The sequence below is a fragment of the Caballeronia sp. LZ003 genome, from assembly GCF_031451465.1.
In the GTDB taxonomy this organism is placed as follows: domain Bacteria; phylum Pseudomonadota; class Gammaproteobacteria; order Burkholderiales; family Burkholderiaceae; genus Caballeronia.
Genome location: NZ_JARUXJ010000236.1, coordinates 19,571 through 34,214 on the forward strand (window position 1 = coordinate 19,571; position 14,644 = coordinate 34,214).

At 57.2% G+C, this 14,644-nt stretch carries 21 protein-coding genes and 1 pseudogene; 17 read left to right on the forward strand and 5 right to left on the reverse strand.

Annotated elements, in window-relative coordinates; genetic code table 11:
• Window position 1 precedes the first annotated feature (1 nt).
• The 5 genes from QCE79_RS36300 to QCE79_RS36320 all read right to left on the reverse strand — a co-directional run bounded on the left by QCE79_RS36300 (window position 2) and on the right by QCE79_RS36320 (window position 1,720).
• A complete protein-coding gene (locus tag QCE79_RS36300; RefSeq protein ID WP_309853193.1) occupies window positions 2–304 on the reverse strand; it encodes a HigA family addiction module antitoxin in 303 nt (100 codons plus the stop codon).
• Between the two features lie 99 nt (window positions 305–403).
• Window positions 404–709 (reverse strand): XRE family transcriptional regulator, encoded by a 306-nt coding sequence (locus QCE79_RS36305; RefSeq protein WP_309853230.1) that lies wholly within the window; start codon window positions 707–709, stop codon window positions 404–406.
• 80 nt (window positions 710–789) lie between these two features.
• A complete protein-coding gene (locus tag QCE79_RS36310) occupies window positions 790–1,101 on the reverse strand; it encodes a helix-turn-helix domain-containing protein (RefSeq protein WP_309853232.1) in 312 nt (103 codons plus the stop codon).
• Window positions 1,102–1,143: 42 nt separating this feature from the next.
• A complete protein-coding gene (locus tag QCE79_RS36315; protein ID WP_309853195.1) occupies window positions 1,144–1,476 on the reverse strand; it encodes a HigA family addiction module antitoxin in 333 nt (110 codons plus the stop codon).
• The gene (locus tag QCE79_RS36320; protein WP_309853197.1) at window positions 1,442–1,720 is read right to left on the reverse strand and encodes a type II toxin-antitoxin system RelE/ParE family toxin; all 279 of its coding nucleotides are present in this window, start codon (window positions 1,718–1,720) and stop codon (window positions 1,442–1,444) included. The genes QCE79_RS36315 and QCE79_RS36320 overlap by 35 nt, the downstream gene beginning before the upstream one ends.
• Before the next feature lie 327 nt (window positions 1,721–2,047).
• Between QCE79_RS36320 and QCE79_RS36325 the strand changes: the two genes are divergently transcribed.
• From QCE79_RS36325 to QCE79_RS36405, 17 genes and pseudogenes are all read left to right on the forward strand, one after another.
• Window positions 2,048–2,671: a Bro-N domain-containing protein gene (locus QCE79_RS36325; protein ID WP_309853199.1), complete on the forward strand. Its 624-nt coding sequence runs from the start codon at window positions 2,048–2,050 to the stop codon at window positions 2,669–2,671.
• Window positions 2,672–2,801: 130 nt separating this feature from the next.
• Entirely contained in the window at window positions 2,802–3,920 is a 1,119-nt protein-coding gene (locus QCE79_RS36330) for a hypothetical protein (protein ID WP_309853201.1), read from the forward strand.
• A 148-nt stretch (window positions 3,921–4,068) separates the two neighbouring features.
• Window positions 4,069–4,398 (forward strand): hypothetical protein, encoded by a 330-nt coding sequence (locus QCE79_RS36335; protein WP_309853203.1) that lies wholly within the window; start codon window positions 4,069–4,071, stop codon window positions 4,396–4,398.
• Between the two features lie 155 nt (window positions 4,399–4,553).
• Complete coding sequence (locus QCE79_RS36340; protein ID WP_309853205.1) at window positions 4,554–4,979, forward strand: DUF1064 domain-containing protein; 426 nt, start codon at window positions 4,554–4,556, stop codon at window positions 4,977–4,979.
• A complete protein-coding gene (locus QCE79_RS36345) occupies window positions 4,979–5,383 on the forward strand; it encodes a nuclease domain-containing protein (protein ID WP_309853236.1) in 405 nt (134 codons plus the stop codon). Before QCE79_RS36340 ends, QCE79_RS36345 begins: the two co-directional genes overlap by 1 nt.
• Entirely contained in the window at window positions 5,380–5,745 is a 366-nt protein-coding gene (locus tag QCE79_RS36350; RefSeq protein ID WP_309853207.1) for a hypothetical protein, read from the forward strand. Before QCE79_RS36345 ends, QCE79_RS36350 begins: the two co-directional genes overlap by 4 nt.
• A 485-nt stretch (window positions 5,746–6,230) precedes the next feature.
• On the forward strand, window positions 6,231–6,686 hold the full coding sequence (locus QCE79_RS36355; RefSeq protein WP_309853209.1) for a hypothetical protein: 456 nt from the start codon (window positions 6,231–6,233) through the stop codon (window positions 6,684–6,686).
• A 170-nt stretch (window positions 6,687–6,856) separates the two neighbouring features.
• Window positions 6,857–7,195 carry an HNH endonuclease gene (locus QCE79_RS36360; protein WP_309853238.1) on the forward strand — a complete coding sequence of 113 codons (339 nt, stop codon included), beginning with the start codon at window positions 6,857–6,859 and terminating at the stop codon, window positions 7,193–7,195.
• Window positions 7,196–7,443: 248 nt separating this feature from the next.
• The gene (locus QCE79_RS36365; protein WP_309853211.1) at window positions 7,444–7,830 is read left to right on the forward strand and encodes a hypothetical protein; all 387 of its coding nucleotides are present in this window, start codon (window positions 7,444–7,446) and stop codon (window positions 7,828–7,830) included.
• A gap of 205 nt (window positions 7,831–8,035) precedes the next feature.
• A complete protein-coding gene (locus QCE79_RS36370) occupies window positions 8,036–9,751 on the forward strand; it encodes a terminase large subunit (protein WP_309853213.1) in 1,716 nt (571 codons plus the stop codon).
• Complete coding sequence (locus QCE79_RS36375; RefSeq protein ID WP_309853215.1) at window positions 9,748–11,049, forward strand: phage portal protein; 1,302 nt, start codon at window positions 9,748–9,750, stop codon at window positions 11,047–11,049. The genes QCE79_RS36370 and QCE79_RS36375 overlap by 4 nt, the downstream gene beginning before the upstream one ends.
• Entirely contained in the window at window positions 11,039–11,719 is a 681-nt protein-coding gene (locus QCE79_RS36380) for an HK97 family phage prohead protease (RefSeq protein WP_309853216.1), read from the forward strand. Before QCE79_RS36375 ends, QCE79_RS36380 begins: the two co-directional genes overlap by 11 nt.
• Window positions 11,720–11,730: 11 nt before the next feature.
• Entirely contained in the window at window positions 11,731–12,993 is a 1,263-nt protein-coding gene (locus tag QCE79_RS36385; RefSeq protein WP_309853218.1) for a phage major capsid protein, read from the forward strand.
• A gap of 309 nt (window positions 12,994–13,302) precedes the next feature.
• Window positions 13,303–13,665: a head-tail connector protein gene (locus tag QCE79_RS36390; RefSeq protein ID WP_309853221.1), complete on the forward strand. Its 363-nt coding sequence runs from the start codon at window positions 13,303–13,305 to the stop codon at window positions 13,663–13,665.
• Window positions 13,665–13,979 carry a phage head closure protein gene (locus QCE79_RS36395; protein ID WP_309853223.1) on the forward strand — a complete coding sequence of 105 codons (315 nt, stop codon included), beginning with the start codon at window positions 13,665–13,667 and terminating at the stop codon, window positions 13,977–13,979. The genes QCE79_RS36390 and QCE79_RS36395 overlap by 1 nt, the downstream gene beginning before the upstream one ends.
• On the forward strand, window positions 13,969–14,322 hold the full coding sequence (locus QCE79_RS36400; RefSeq protein WP_309853226.1) for a DUF3168 domain-containing protein: 354 nt from the start codon (window positions 13,969–13,971) through the stop codon (window positions 14,320–14,322). The genes QCE79_RS36395 and QCE79_RS36400 overlap by 11 nt, the downstream gene beginning before the upstream one ends.
• A 61-nt stretch (window positions 14,323–14,383) precedes the next feature.
• Window positions 14,384–14,644 (forward strand): annotated as a pseudogene (locus QCE79_RS36405) (hypothetical protein); the annotation flags it as partial.

A 14,644-nucleotide genomic window follows, 5' to 3' on the forward strand; every position in this document is an offset into this window, starting at 1 on the left:
ATCAACGCTGCTTTGGTTCGCGCCGTATGACCTCACGGTCTATCTCGTCGCGCGTAGGCAACGTCTTCAAGCTGTATGTTGCCTGAAGGTTAAGCCAAAAATCTGGCGTGGTATCGAAGTACCGAGCCAACCGATAGGCCATGTCTGCCGTGAGTTCGCGCTCCTCTTTCAAGATGCCATTGATGCGGGCAGTAGAGACATGCAGGGCGCTAGCAAGCGCGCTTGCGCTCATGCCCAATGGTGCGAGAAAGTCCTCGCGAAGGAATTCGCCCGGGTGGATGGGGCGCATTCTATTCTCAATCACGTTAATTCCTTGTTGCATACAGATCGGACACTAAACTATCTCTACTCGCTGTCGTCCCATGCCCTCGTTCCTGCTCCTATCGAACTGTGGCGCCAACGCTTAACTCGATTTAAGCCACGTACGCGAACTCAAATCAGCGCGTGCAGGCAGTCGTACCCGCAAGCCGAGACTGAACTGGTTGATCTTCCCTCTCCTAAGGTCGAAAACGTGCGCATGCGTAGTGCCGAGCACTTCTGCCGCCGCGGCTTGCGTCATCTTTTGATCTTGCAACCAGGTCGTCAGCCCTTTGCGCCAGATGGCGCACATTTGGAGCTCTGCCGCTTCGCTTTCGTCGAACAGGTCAAGAAAAACGCTTTTCCCGTGCGACGTGTGTCTGGTGATAAGCCGCATAAAAAGCTTGTTCACCTTAAGCAAAGTTTGTTTCCGGCTCGCTTCTCGCGATTGAAGTCAGTCGTCGTCAAACGCCGGAACAAAGCTTGGTCCAGTCAACTGCTTTGCAGATCGCGAAGCGCTTCCGGGTGCAGCGCCGCCACGCGCAGCAAAGTTTGGGCAGCGCCCGTCGGCTTGCGCCGGCCTTGCTCCCACTCTTGCAACGTGCGCAGTGAGACGCCAATAAGCTTGGCAAATTCATTTTGTGACAAACCGCTTTTGTCACGGGCTACAGATGCTGCGGACGGCTCCACGTGTGTGACGCGGGCTGCACGGCCTTCCTTCATTTCGCGGACCGCCTGCAGCAACTCGCCAGCAAGATTCCGCTTCGATTCTTTTACGGCGAGATTTGGATTTGTGAGTGTCATTGTAAAAATAAAAGACATCGATGGCCATGCGTGCGCACCAAATCAAGCAGCGTGTCTTTCCAATGGTTTGATGTCCGGCCTTGGTTGCTGCTGCGCTTGCCAAAGATCCCACTGGGCTTGCATGCCCATCCATAGGTCGGGAGAAGTCCCAAGCCAAGCTGCTAAGCGCAAAGCAATATTCGCCGTTGCGCTTGCCTTGCCATTCAGAAGTTTCGAGAGCGTCACGCGGTTGATCTGCAGCGCCTCTGCGGCTTGCGAGACCGTGATCCCTTCAGGAATCCATTCTCGCAGAACCTCTCCGGGGTGTGCAGGGTTGTGCATCCTGCTCATAGTTTCACCTTTAATGGTAGTCCTGATAGTCGACCAGTTCAGCATCTGTGCCGTCGAAGCTGAATGTAAGGCGCCAGTTGCCGTTAACCCAGACCGACCAGTGCCCCTCAAGTTCACCCGTCAACGAGTGCAAACGCCAAGCGGGTGCGCTCATGTCCTGTGGGCTTCTCGCCTGATCCAGCGCCGTCAAAAGCAAACGCAGTTTGCCAGCGTGATGTGGTTGTATGCCGGACTTTTTGCCAGTGCGGAAAAACGCTTCCAGCCCTTTGTGTCGAAAGCTCAAGATCATAGATTAAGTGTAGCGTATCTGGCTACACTCGTCAATCTGTATTCGCAGCCCTTCGCCGCCTTGACCGCCAACCGCCGCGCTGACTATACTCAGAGCATCGCTGAGACAACAGCGACCGGGATTGGCGTCTCGGGTTACAGAGCGACCGAAAGTCGCTCAGCGTCGCCGAGCGGCTTTTTTGCTTTGGTGCGTCCTCTATGGGCGGCCACTGTGGGAGAGCCGAAAGGCTCGCCGGTTGCTCTGTACCGGTACGCCAATCCTGCTTTGGCCGTCCACCATCGATTGGCGTCGGTGGTGGCGGTGTTACAACCCTACAGAGAGGCCGCCATGCGTGCCAATACCCTCGCTCGTCCTGAGCAAACACAATCCCTTCGTTTTCAGACTTACTGCTTCGACGTTATCGACCATTCCGGTCAGCGTTGGTTACAGGCGCAGCAGATTGCTGACGCCCTTGGCTACAAAAATCGTCGGCGGGCGATCAACGACCTATTCGAGCGCAACGCTGCCGAATTCAGCGACGACATGACCAGCGTTGTGACGCTGCGTACAGCGGGTAGCGATGAGCAAGTTCGCATTTTTTCTCTACGTGGCGCGCACTTGCTCGGCACGCTTGCGCGTACCTCGAAGGCGGCCGCATTTCGCTGTTGGATAGCAAAGTTGCTCGAATGCGAAGCGACGGGCTGGATCGCGATCAGGCATGACGAAGCCCAGCACCTGGGCGCGCTCTTAATCCACCTCAAGATTGCACAAGCTGCCTGGCGCAAAGCAATGCCTGCGCTGCAAGCGCTTGAGTCGCCGCTCACTCGGCATCAAGACGCGTTCGCACACGTCTCCTTCTATGCGTCCACGATCTCCGCGATTCTTGCGAGACACGCTGCATCGGGCGCGGGCACGTCTGAACGTCAACCGTGGGATAGGGCTTCCCGCAAAACTTCGGAGGCACGCTTATGAGCGTCTACGTTTTCAGACTGGTCGAGCGCCACTACCTCGACGGCCTCGCACTCACAACTTATCAGCATTCAGCTGTTCTCTTGTGCTCGCGCGCTATTTCCGACGCTCAAAGTGACCGTGGAGGTGGCGCATGAGGGTATCTGACGTACTTCGCGATATTGGGCGTCCAGTCGCCTATTACCCTGGCCTTGCGCGACATCTCGGCGGCGTGAAAGCGACGGTCTTGTTCTGTCAAATCTTCTATTGGCAAAGCCGTGCCGCAAGCGAACTAGGAGTGCACAAAACCGCTGACGACCTGCGTGACGAAACGGGCCTTACTTACGAAGAACAACGGGCGGCGCGCCGCACGTTGAAGAAATCTGGTGTGTTGATCGAGACCGAGAAGCGCCTGGAGCACAAGATCTACTACCGGATCGACGAAGACGCGCTTGAACGAGTCGTTGAAGGCGGTCACGACGCACGGGAGGATGAGCAGTCGCCCGAATGGGAAACCCCCATCTCCCGAAATGGGGAAAGTCCATTTCGGGAGATGGACTTTCCCCAGTCCGCTAACCGGTCGAACCCTTGCCCGGGAAGCGGTGAAACCCTTGTCCGGGGAGAAGGGTTTGGCCAAGTCGTTAACGGTGTTAAGACTACAGCAGAGATTACAGCAGAGAGCAGCAGCAACGCGCGCGCGAGCGACCCTGTGAATAACTTCGATGCTGCCGCTGCTGCTTGTCTAAAACCCCGGATTCCAAACTTCGAGCACGAGCTCACCGAGCTACTAATCGCTTTGGAGGCGGCGCGTCGCAAACGTTGTCTTGTCAATCGTAGTCCCGACCGAGCGCATGTGCTCGCATGGGTGCGCCGTGGGATCACGGCCGATCAGCTTCGCGAGGCGCATCGTCGAGCGGTGGCAGCGCGCGAGCGGGACATGGACAGCCGTGCCGTGAACGTCGGCTTCCTGGCTCGCTTCGTTGACGAGGTACTTGCCGAAGCGCCCGGCGCTCGCTCGGGTGCCCGCCGCGATGAATGGTGGCTCGGCGGCGAAGCCGATGTCTGCCGCGAGGCTGCGCGACTCGGTGTGCGCCCTAAGGACCCTGACGAATCGTTGCCCGAATACCGCGTGCTGGTCGCGAAGGCCGCAGGCAAAGGGCCATGGATAGACCACGTGCTGAAAGACGCCCAGCGCAGTGGGTCCGAGCGCTTTTATCGAAGCGTGCTCGACATATTCGGCGATGCACTGTTGCCGGCAGATTTTCACGCCTGAGCCGTGGGAACACATACGCGTCGTGGAAGCCCCGGCCGCGAAGCAGTGTTTCGTCCGGGCTTTCGCAACTGCGCATTTTGCCCGACTGGCATTACGTGTTGGGACAGTCGACGTGTCTTATCGACATTTTTTGCTGGAGCTAAAAATCATGAATCTTCAGAAGCTTGTACGTGCCATCTTCTTCGACATTTTGCTGATTATCTGCCTGTATCTGTGGATCGAGTGCGGCTATGAACACGCGCGAGAAATCGCCATTGCCTACCTCTGCATCGTTGCCGAAATCACGTGGATCGCGGCGCTGTTGGTGCGTGCAAGGGACTACGAGCATGGTTATCCGGTGAACGCGTTCTACGATTTCGTGAGCACGATGGCAATCATCGGCATTCTCGTGTGGGAACGCGAATCCTACATTGCGCTATTCCTGGGCATCCCTTATTTCCTCACGTTGGTTAAACGAGAGGTAGCGCAAGCATGGTGAAACGCTGCTCATCCTGGCCCGTGCACATGCCGGCAGGTACGAGGAATGTCGGCACGGCGCGCGTACGCGAGGACATGACTGTCGGACGAGATTCGCAGCAGCGAGCACTTGCGCAGAAGTTCGACACACAGCCAAACAGCGAAGTCGACGAGATCATGTCCGGCTTCGATCCGGTGGTGTCTCAAGTACTGGCGGCGCGCGGCACGGCAACACCGGGCGAGGCTGCGAGAAAGGTACTTCACGCGCTCGGTCGGCTTCGAGACGGCGAGCAGAACGCAACCGAGCGTCGTTACGAAGCGCATCTCGAACAGCAACGGCGCTCAGGCGAAATCCAGTGGTACATGTTTGAGGGCATCAAGCTGAAACTCGCGCCGAGGACCTTTCTGACTGTGGATTACGTGGTGTTGCCTGCGTCAGGGGTGTTGGAGATGCACGACGTGAAGGGTGCTCGTGCCATCTTCAGCGATGACGCCAAGGTCAAGATGAAGGTCGCTGCACGGATCTTCCCCCTCGTTTTCAAGGTGGTGTATCCGAGAAAGGCGCGCGACGGCGGCGGCTGGGATGTGGAGGAAATACGGTGATTAACTCGCGACTTAGGCCGTCGCCATTCCGAAAGACGGCAGACCGGTCGACCACTCTGCGACGCACGGCGATAAAGCGGCGCATCAAGAAGCCGACGGTGGCCGAAGGTTCCAAGTATCTCGCTGCATGCTGCGGCGAATCATGCTGGATTCGGCTTGCAGGAGTCTGCCTTGGCGCGTCAGCGTCGGTCGTGCCCTGCCACTCAAACCAAAGCAAGCACGGCAAGGGAATGGGGCTTAAGGCGAAGCACGAGTTCACCGTGCCAGGCTGCCACGCTTGTCATGCGTGGATCGATCAAGGGTCGGCGGCGCGCAAGGTCAAGTTTGCAACGTGGGACCGCGCATTCGCGCGATGGGAGCGAGTGCGCGCTGTGAAGATGGGTTTGAAAGAGGAAAGCGCATGAAGATGATGCAGCCGATGGTATTAACCGTACAGATTCCCGTAGTTGGTCTGGTGACTGAGAGGGGAATGCGCGGACGATTCACGTATATGACGAACATGACGCCAATAGAAACGATGGTGCATGGTTTGCGCCGTGTGCGGCATCTTGATCACAGCGGAGAGGAATACAAGGTCAAGGCGCTGGCATTCATCCCTGTGGGATACCGCGGCTCGATCCAACGATCCGACTGGGTCAATCACGAATACGCGTGGGTCGATTGCCTTTATGCGAGTAACTGGAAGTCGCTTGAGGCGTTTCGCGATAGCGGCGATCACACATGGATGGCGCCGGACGCGCCAACATCGAAAGGGGCCACAGCATGACTAACATTCACACCGGACGTACAACCACAGGAACCCACCGCGCGGTACCCCATGCAGATCGGATCAAGCACATCCTCGCGGATCACGTGTGTAACGCCGCCGGCGTCCCCCACGCGGGCGATGGCACGAGCGTCGTTGTGCAACTTAGCAGCCGGTTGGGAAGCTGCGGAACAGAGTCTGAAGCCGTCGTCCCCATCACGGTCGATTTCGAGAAGCTGCCGCGTGCAAGGCGAGAATGAGCGCGTTCACCTACATACAGATGTCTGCCATCCCGGGGCCGCTATTGCAGATGGCAGTCCGATGCGTGGATTGCGGGCAACGTTGGATCTCATTTCCGGGTTGTCCTTTCGCAGGGATCGAAGAGGAGGGTGAGGTCCAATTACCGTATCCCCGCAATCAAGAATTGCGCGAGCAGTTGGTGGCTTGGTTGGACCACTGGAGTATCTCTTATGGGGTTGAGCGATAGTAGGTTGAGCGGAGAGGCTATGAGTGAACAGGAGTTGAGCGAAGGGGCACGCAATGCGGCGGACGACAAGGCGCATCGCTGGGTCATTTGGTGTCTGACGCGCCGCATCTTTGCGCCGTACGTCAAGTCGAACGTGCTCGCGCGTCTCCAGCCGCCGCGGCGTTTGACAACAACGGAGCCTGACTCGTTTCTTGATCCAGAGATGCCATTTTTTAACATGGCAATCAGCGAGCTATGCAATCGCGAGGAGTTGTTCGAAGAGGCCGAATGCTTTCTTGGATTGTATTGGTTTCGCGCTAACATCAAGTTGGTAGCCCATCAACAGCAGTGTGCACGCGGTACTGTTTATAACCGAGCACGGCGGTTCGCCATTCGAGCTACAGCCCTAGGTAGGTCTATCCGGCGTAAGCGGGAGCGACTCGGCCTCGACAAAGTGTTCAATTCAATTGAACAAAATAGTTGTACTGCTGATTGAACACTTTGGTCTAAAATCGGCCCTTAATCGATAGGCTGCATCATTGCCTCTAAAGCCCGCGCAGCGTCCGCCGCGTGGGCTTTTCAATTGGAGTCCGTCTTGCGCGGTAGCCTCGTTCGAGGCTAGTTCATGGATCACTTTGTTGCAACTTACGAATGCCACCCAGACCAATGCGTCCATGCAGACATCGTGGATGCGGCGCCCTTGTGTCAGGTCGCAATTCGTATTGTGTGCATCACGCGCGTGAAAATGTGAAGTGGCAGCCGGACGCCGTGCGCGGTAATCGGCATGCACGCGGTTACGGGTCTGTGTGGGTTAAGCAGCGGGAGCGGATCCTTCTGCGCGACGGCGGTTTGTGCCAGGTCTGCAAGCGCGCTGGTCGTGTGGCCCTAGCAGCAGAGGTCGATCACCGAGTTCCCAAATCTCAAGGCGGCACTGACGATGATGAAAATCTTCAAAGCATCTGCCGAAAGTGTCACGCGACTAAGACTGGCAGTGAACGCTGCTGATGGGGAGGGGGTGAATAACTCTAGGTCGAATCAGCCAGGGACCGACCGTTCCGTCGAATTTTTACATCCACAAAATTCATGTTTCGGGTGTAGTCGGTAAAGCCTTGTCGCATAAGGCATGTGCTCCATAAAAGTCGCCAATTTGCTCAAAAATTAAACAATGAGATTTGAAAAGCGCGTCTGGGCGACAGGTCAACGAGTCCGAACAGCGCGGCGCAATTGCTCGCGCTTGAGAAGAGGGTTAATCCATGGCGCGTCCACGTACGCCAGCTGCAGTCTTGGAGTTGCGTGGCTCCTACAAACGAAATCCGAAAAGGCGTCGCGAAGAGCCGGATGTCTCTGGCCCGCTTGGAGATGCGCCCTCTTATTTCTCCGGCGAGGAGCTGGTGGCATGGAATGACATTACAAGCGGAGCGCCGCGTGAGGTACTCACGAGCGCCGATCGCATCACAGTCGAGCTTTCGGCACGCCTGCTGGCAGAGTCTCGCCTGAATTGGACAAATTTTAGCGCCGCCAAACTCGCTCGCCTGGAGGCGATTCTCGGCAAATTTGGAATGTCGCCGGCCGACCGGTCGAAGGTGACGGGGGGCGGTAAAAAGAAAGATAGCAATCCGTTTGCTCAATTGCTCGGATAGACCAGCGATCATGCTCTGAAGATCGTGCGGCTTCGCGCGCTCGTCGACTATGCAGAGTGTCTCGATGCAAAGCGTTGGCGCGATGCTCACGGCCAAGCAGGTCCTTAGGCAAGCGCCGTTGCGCCAGCGCTCGGCGATGCATGCACCGTGAACTGAGTAACGGCTTCGGGATATGATTGAATGTTTTTTTTGGCCTTAAATCCGGATGGCAGCAAGCTATACGCGCGTGGAGCAGGGTCTCCAGTTTGCGCGCGCCGTCGTGCGCGGAAAGCGGCTGGCAGGGAAATACGTACAGCTCGCGTGTCAGCGTCATCTGAAAGAACTTGCAGCGAGCCGTAAAAGAGATTTTCGCTGGAAGTTCGATGCGGCGGCGGCCGAAAGAAAGCTTGCACTGATTGAACTGATGCCGCATGTGAAGGGCGATTGGGCGTTCAAGCGGCAGCTTGTGACGCTTGAGCCATGGCAGAAGTTCGGTTTGATGTGCACGTTCGGATGGGTGAGCAAGCGCACGGGACAGCGCCGTTTCCGCGAGAGTTATTGGGAGGTGCCACGCAAGAATGGAAAGTCGGTTATTGCGGCGGGCGTCGGCATCGGAATGTTTGTACTCGACGACGAGTTCGGCGCCGAGGTGTACGCCGGCGCGACGACTGAAAAGCAAGCATGGGAAGTGTTTCGACCCGCTCGTCTGATGGTCAAGCGTTCGCCGATGCTGATCGAGGCCGCAGGAATCGAGGTGAATGCCTCGAACATGAACAAGCCGGAAGACGGCAGCCGCTTTGAGCCGCTGATCGGCAATCCGGGCGACGGCGCATCGCCGTCGTGCGCGATCGTGGACGAGTATCACGAGCATGATTCATCTGCCCTCTATGAAACCATGCTTACCGGCATGGGTGCGAGGCAACAACCTCTAATGTTCATCATCACGACGGCCGGGGCAAACATCGAAGGTCCGTGCTACGACAAGCGGCGGCAGGTCATCGAGATGCTGGAAGGAACTGTGCCCGACGATGAGCTTTTCGGCTGGATATGGACCATCGACGAAGGCGACGACTGGACCGATCCGCGCGTGCTGGCGAAAGCCAACCCGAACATTGGCATCTCGGTTTATCAGGAATATTTGGAGAGCCAGCAGCAGCGCGCGATCAAGTCGGCGCGCTTCACGAACACGTTCAAGACCAAACATTTGAACGTGTGGACGTCGGCGAAGGCGGGATATTTCAACCTCGAGGACTGGAAGAGCTGCGAGGACCCGACGCTCAGGCTCGAGCAATTTGAGGGGCAGGACTGCATTCTGGCACTGGACATGGCGCGCAAACTCGACTTGAACAGCCTGGCACGACTCTTCTGGCGCGATATCGAGGGTCGACGGCATTACTACAGCGTCAAGCCACGCTTCTGGGTGCCGGAGGAAACGGTAAAGAACACCGAAAACCGGCGCATGGCGGAGCGGTACCAGAAATGGGTTAATTCGGGCCATCTGCTCGAGACGGATGGTGCCGAGATTGACTATCGCGACATTCAGCATGAGGCTGTTGAGTCTAACCGGAGCAGCCCAGTGCAATGTGTGCCGATGGACCCGCACGGCGCGACCAACCTTGCGCACCAGCTCGCAGACGAGGGGCTGACACCGGTCACCATTGTGCAGAACTACACGAACTTGTCCGATCCGATGAAAGAACTTGAGGCTGCGATCACCTCGGGCCGGTTCCATCACGACGGTAACCCGATCATGTCGTGGTGCGTGAGCAATGTGGTCGGCAAGAACTTGCCAGGCAACGATGACGTCGTGCGCCCGATCAAGCAGGGTAACGACAACAAGATTGACGGCGCGGTGGCGCTGATTATGGCAGTCAGCCGGGCCATGCTCGCAGGGCAAACAGGCTCCATCGGAGATTTTCTTTCGAGTCCGATCATCGTATGAAGCAGAGCAAGCAGAAGTCGCCGGGGCGCGTCAAGGCGCGCGTCCTGAAGTGGCTTGGCGTGCCAATTTCACTCACGGACGGTAGTTTTTGGGCAGCGTGGGGCGGGATGAATTCGTCCAGTGGCGAGTCCGTCACCGTTGATTCGGCGCTTCAGTTGTCGGCGGCATGGGCGTGCGTGCGCTTGATTGCTGAAACGATCGCAACTCTGCCGATGAACTTCTATCGAAAGACGACTAATGGAACGCGATTGATCGCTACGTCCCATCAGCTTTACGACATCCTGCATCGCCAACCGAACGCCGAAAACACGGCGACCGAGTTCTGGGAAGTGATTGTTGCGAGCATGCTGCTGTGGGGCAATGGTTACGCGCGCAAGCTTGTTTCGGCTGGAACCATCATCGGCCTTGAAATGATGCTTCCTCAGCGCACGCAGGTGAAACGTCTTTCAACCGGAGCGCTGCAATACACGTATCAAGATCTCGATGGAACGACGGCGACGCTATCGGAAGATGACGTCCTGCACTTTCGGGGCTTCAGTCTCGACGGTCTGATGGGGCTTTCCGTGATCTCGTATGCACGTGAGGTACTCGGTAACGCAACTGCGGCGAACAAGACTAGTAGCAGCGTCTTCAAGAACGGCTTGCGGCCGTCGGGGGTGCTTTCGACTGACCAGATACTGCAAAAAGAGAAGCGAGGCGAGATCCGCAACGACCTTGCCGAGCAGTTCGGCGGCGCAATGCAGGCCGGCAAGACGATGGTGCTTGAGGCGGGCATGAAGTATCAGGCCATCACCATGAATCCGGGTGATGTGCAGTTACTCGAAACCAGGGCGTTTAACGTCGAAGAAATCTGCCGCTGGTTTCGCGTGCCGCCGTTCATGGTCGGGCACAGCGAGAAGTCCACCAGTTGGGGTACGGGCATTGAACAGCAAATGATCGGCTTCTTGACTTTCTCATTGCGCCCGTGGCTGACCCGCATCGAACAGACAGTCAGCAAAGGATGCCTCCCGCCGGCTGAGCGCGGATCGTACTACGCCGAGTTTTCAGTTGAGGGCCTTTTGCGCGCTGACAGTGCAGGGCGCGCGGCTTTCTACTCCACCATGACGCAAAACGGCCTGATGACGCGCGACGAGTGCCGAGTGAAAGAAAATCTGCCGCCGATGAGCGGCAATGCGGCAGTTCTCACGGTGCAGTCGGCGCTGCTGCCGATCGACGAGCTCGGCGAGCAGTCGGCCGCGTTGCAAGCGCAAGACGCGCTCAAGAATTGGCTGAATCAGGAGCAAAAGAATGAATCGTAGAAGCCGAAATGGTTACAAGGTCCGCGCGTTCGATCTCGACGTTAAATCTGTCGATGATGCGGGGCACTTCTCCGGCTACGGATCGGTGTTTGGCAACGTCGACAGTTATGGCGAGATCGTCGCGCCTGGCGCATTCGGGAAAAGCCTCAAAGAACTCCAATCCAGCGGCCGCGCGCTTCCAATCCTCTGGCAGCACGACACCTATACGCCGATCGGATCGTGGTCGGGCTTGAAAGAGGACGATCACGGCCTTTTCGGCGACGGCGAACTGTGGATCAACGATGCGCCGAACGCAAAGATCGCGTATCGCGGCATGAAGTCGAAGGCCATCACCGGCCTGTCGATCGGCTATTACGTGCTGGACTCCAGCTACAACGAGAAGACCGGCGTTCGTACTCTGAACGAGCTAGATCTCGTCGAGATCAGCATCGTGACGAACCCAGCAAACCCGGACGCGCGCATTGAAGCCGTGAAGTCGGTCATCGCACACGGCGGCATGCCATCGCTTTCACAATTCGAGCGGTTCCTGCGCGATGCAGGCTTCTCGAAATCGCAGTCTGCGGTGATCGCCAATCGCGGACTGAAGCACCTGCTCCAGAGCGAGTCTGGCAGCGAGGCGAACGATGTAGGTAATCGGCTGCTGGACAGCCTCAAATCTCTCTCTTTCTGAGGAATCGCACAATGAGCACCGCGCAATCCCGTGAATTGGGTCGTAAGGAATACGGCCGCAAAGACACCGGCTCGAATCCCGAGCAGGTCATGGAACAGGTCACCGCCGAACTGAAGCGCATCGGCGACGAAGTAAAGAAGTTCGGCGAAGAAGCGCTGAAGCAGGCGAAGTCAGCTGGAGAAGTAAGCGCCGAGACGAAATCAAAGGTGGACGAACTGTTGCTAAAGCAGGGCGAGTTGCAAGCGCGGCTGACTGAGGCGGAGCAAAAGCTTGCGCGACGCGGAGATCTCCGCGAGCCCGTCGAGGTTAAGAGTTGGGGACGCCTGGTCGCCGAATCGGAAGAGATGAAGGGGATAGACAGTAGCGCGCGCAAATCCGTGCGTGTTCGCATCGACCGAAAAGACATCATGAATGTCCCGGCGAGCGTGGGTGCCAGCACAAGTGCGACAAATTCGCTGACCGTTGCCGACCGTCAGGCCGGCATCGTGGCGCCGGGACAGCGCACGATGACAATCCGCGATCTGCTCATGCCCGGTCAAACGAGCGCCAACTCCATTGAATACACCGTCGAGACGGGGTTCACCAATGCTGCAGCGACGGTGGCTGAAGGCAAGCAAAAGCCGCAATCGGACATTAAGTTTGATCTGAAGAACCAGCCGGTCCGCACGATCGCGCACGTTTTCAAAGCATCGCGGCAAATTCTTGACGATGCACCGATGCTCCAAAGCTACATCGACGGGCGCGCTCGTTACGGCCTGATGTATTCAGAAGAAGCTCAACTGCTTAGCGGCGATGGCACGGGTTCGAACATCCTCGGCATCATGCCGCAAGCTTCGGCATTCAAATCTACTCTGGACTTCGCGAGTTCTACTGCTATCGATCGCCTCCGACTCGCGCTGTTGCAGGCCGTGCTCGCGGAGTTTCCGTCGACTGGTATCGTGCTCAACCCTATCGACTGGGCGACCATCGAGTTGATGAAGGATAATCAGGGGCGCTATCTTATCGGCAACCCGGTTAACGGGACCGCGCCGCGCCTGTGGAATCTTCCGGTAGTGGAGACTCAAGCGATGGAGCGAAACCACTTTCTGACCGGGGCATTTGCAATGGCTGCGCAGATCTTCGATCGGATGGAGGTCGAAGTTCTGATCTCGACGGAGAACCAGGACGACTTCATTAAAAATATGGTAACGCTGCGCGCGGAAGAACGACTCGCGCTGGCGGTCTATCGTCCTGAAGCCTTCGTGACTGGTGAAGTCACGGCGAAAGCACGCTGACGCTGCGTCGCGATCTAGATAGGGAGCCGCCTTCGATGCGGCTCTCTTTTTGGGGGGAGTTCAATGAGCAGTTACAGCGATCCGAACAAGGTTTGGGTGCAGCCAATCTGCACCTATGGCGGCGAGGATGGGTTCAAGAATCCTACTAGCGCCCCGTATGAAGTTACCCGTGCGCGAGCGGCCGAGTTAAAGGCCAATGACCTTGTTCGCGAATTGGACAGTGGTGGCGAAGTTGGGAGCGGAAAGATCGCTTCGCCCCCTTCAAACAAGAAGGCGCCTGATCCGCAAAACAAAGCCAGGGCGCGATGAATGGATGATCCGACGCCCATCATTACGAGGGAACAAGCACTTGCGCATTTGCGCGAGGACGCGGGCGTAGCTGATCAATTGATCGCGCTCTACACGCGCGCAGCGGTGCAGTCTGCTGCAGACTTTCTTAATAGACAGATCTACGCAAACGCGGATGACATGGCTGCGGCCGTTCGCGCCGGGACGGCTGGTGATGATCCAATCGTGGTCAATGACGCCGTACGCGCGGCGATTTTATTGATTCTCGGCACGCTGTACGCTTATCGCGAGGACGTCGCTGTCGGCACCTCGTCGAGCATTTCAGAACTGCCCCTGGTATCGAAGCAATTGTTGTTTCCGTACCGCAATGGGCTTGGCGTCTAATGCGTGCGAGCGAACTAAACAGGCGAGTGCGCATTGAGCAGCAAGACACGCAAAGTAAGTATGCCAACGGAATCGAATGGGTGCTTGTCGACACTGTATGGGCTGACGTGTTCATGGATAGCGGTCGGACGGTGATTGCCTCCGATGCACTCATCAGCGAGGTCCGAGCGAGTGTGCGCATTCGCTATCGACGGGATATTCGTGCAGGCATGCGCGTGGTTGTGGATGGGCAAGCAATGCGTATAGAGGCGGTGCGCCTCGATTTGCGTCGACGCCAACACGTCATCCTCATTTGCGTGAGTGATGAGCGCTGAAGACATTGTTCGCGATGCTTTGGCGAACCTGGCGGACGGCCACGTTTTTGCTGACGTCGCCAAGCAAGGCGTGCCTCCGCCCTGGATCGTGTATCAAGTGGCGGGGGGCGAAATCGCGGCGGATCTGAGCGGCAGGCCATTCGACGAGTATCTTGCGCGCGTGCAGATCGCGGTGTGGCATGCAACGCCGGAGGGTCGCTCCTCGCTGATGCAACAAGTCGTGCGCGCAGTGATTTGCCCTGAGGTAGGGGCTGTACCGCTAGGCGCGCCTGCGAACATCTTCGAGCACGAGACGCGGCTATTCGGTAGTCGCGTTGAAGTGAGCGTTTGGAGTGATTTGTAGCGAGACGCGCAAATCTATTGAACCGCGAGATTGTTTTTGTTGCTTTAAGAGGAGTACAGATATGAACGAAATGCGAGTATCGCCAGACGGTAGCAACAGTGCCGATGTCTCAAGCGCAGTACCGTCTCTCGGTACGCAATTGGATTACAAAAAAAATGGTGAAGGCGATGAGAAGTTTGCCGCAGTCGCCAACTTTACGGACATCTCGAGTTTCACGGGTTCAGCGAATCTTGTTGATGTGACGCGCCTAAACAGCAAGGGGCGAGAGAAGAGGCGCGGCATGCCAGATTGGGGGCAGGTAACGGTTGCCTTGCACATCAAT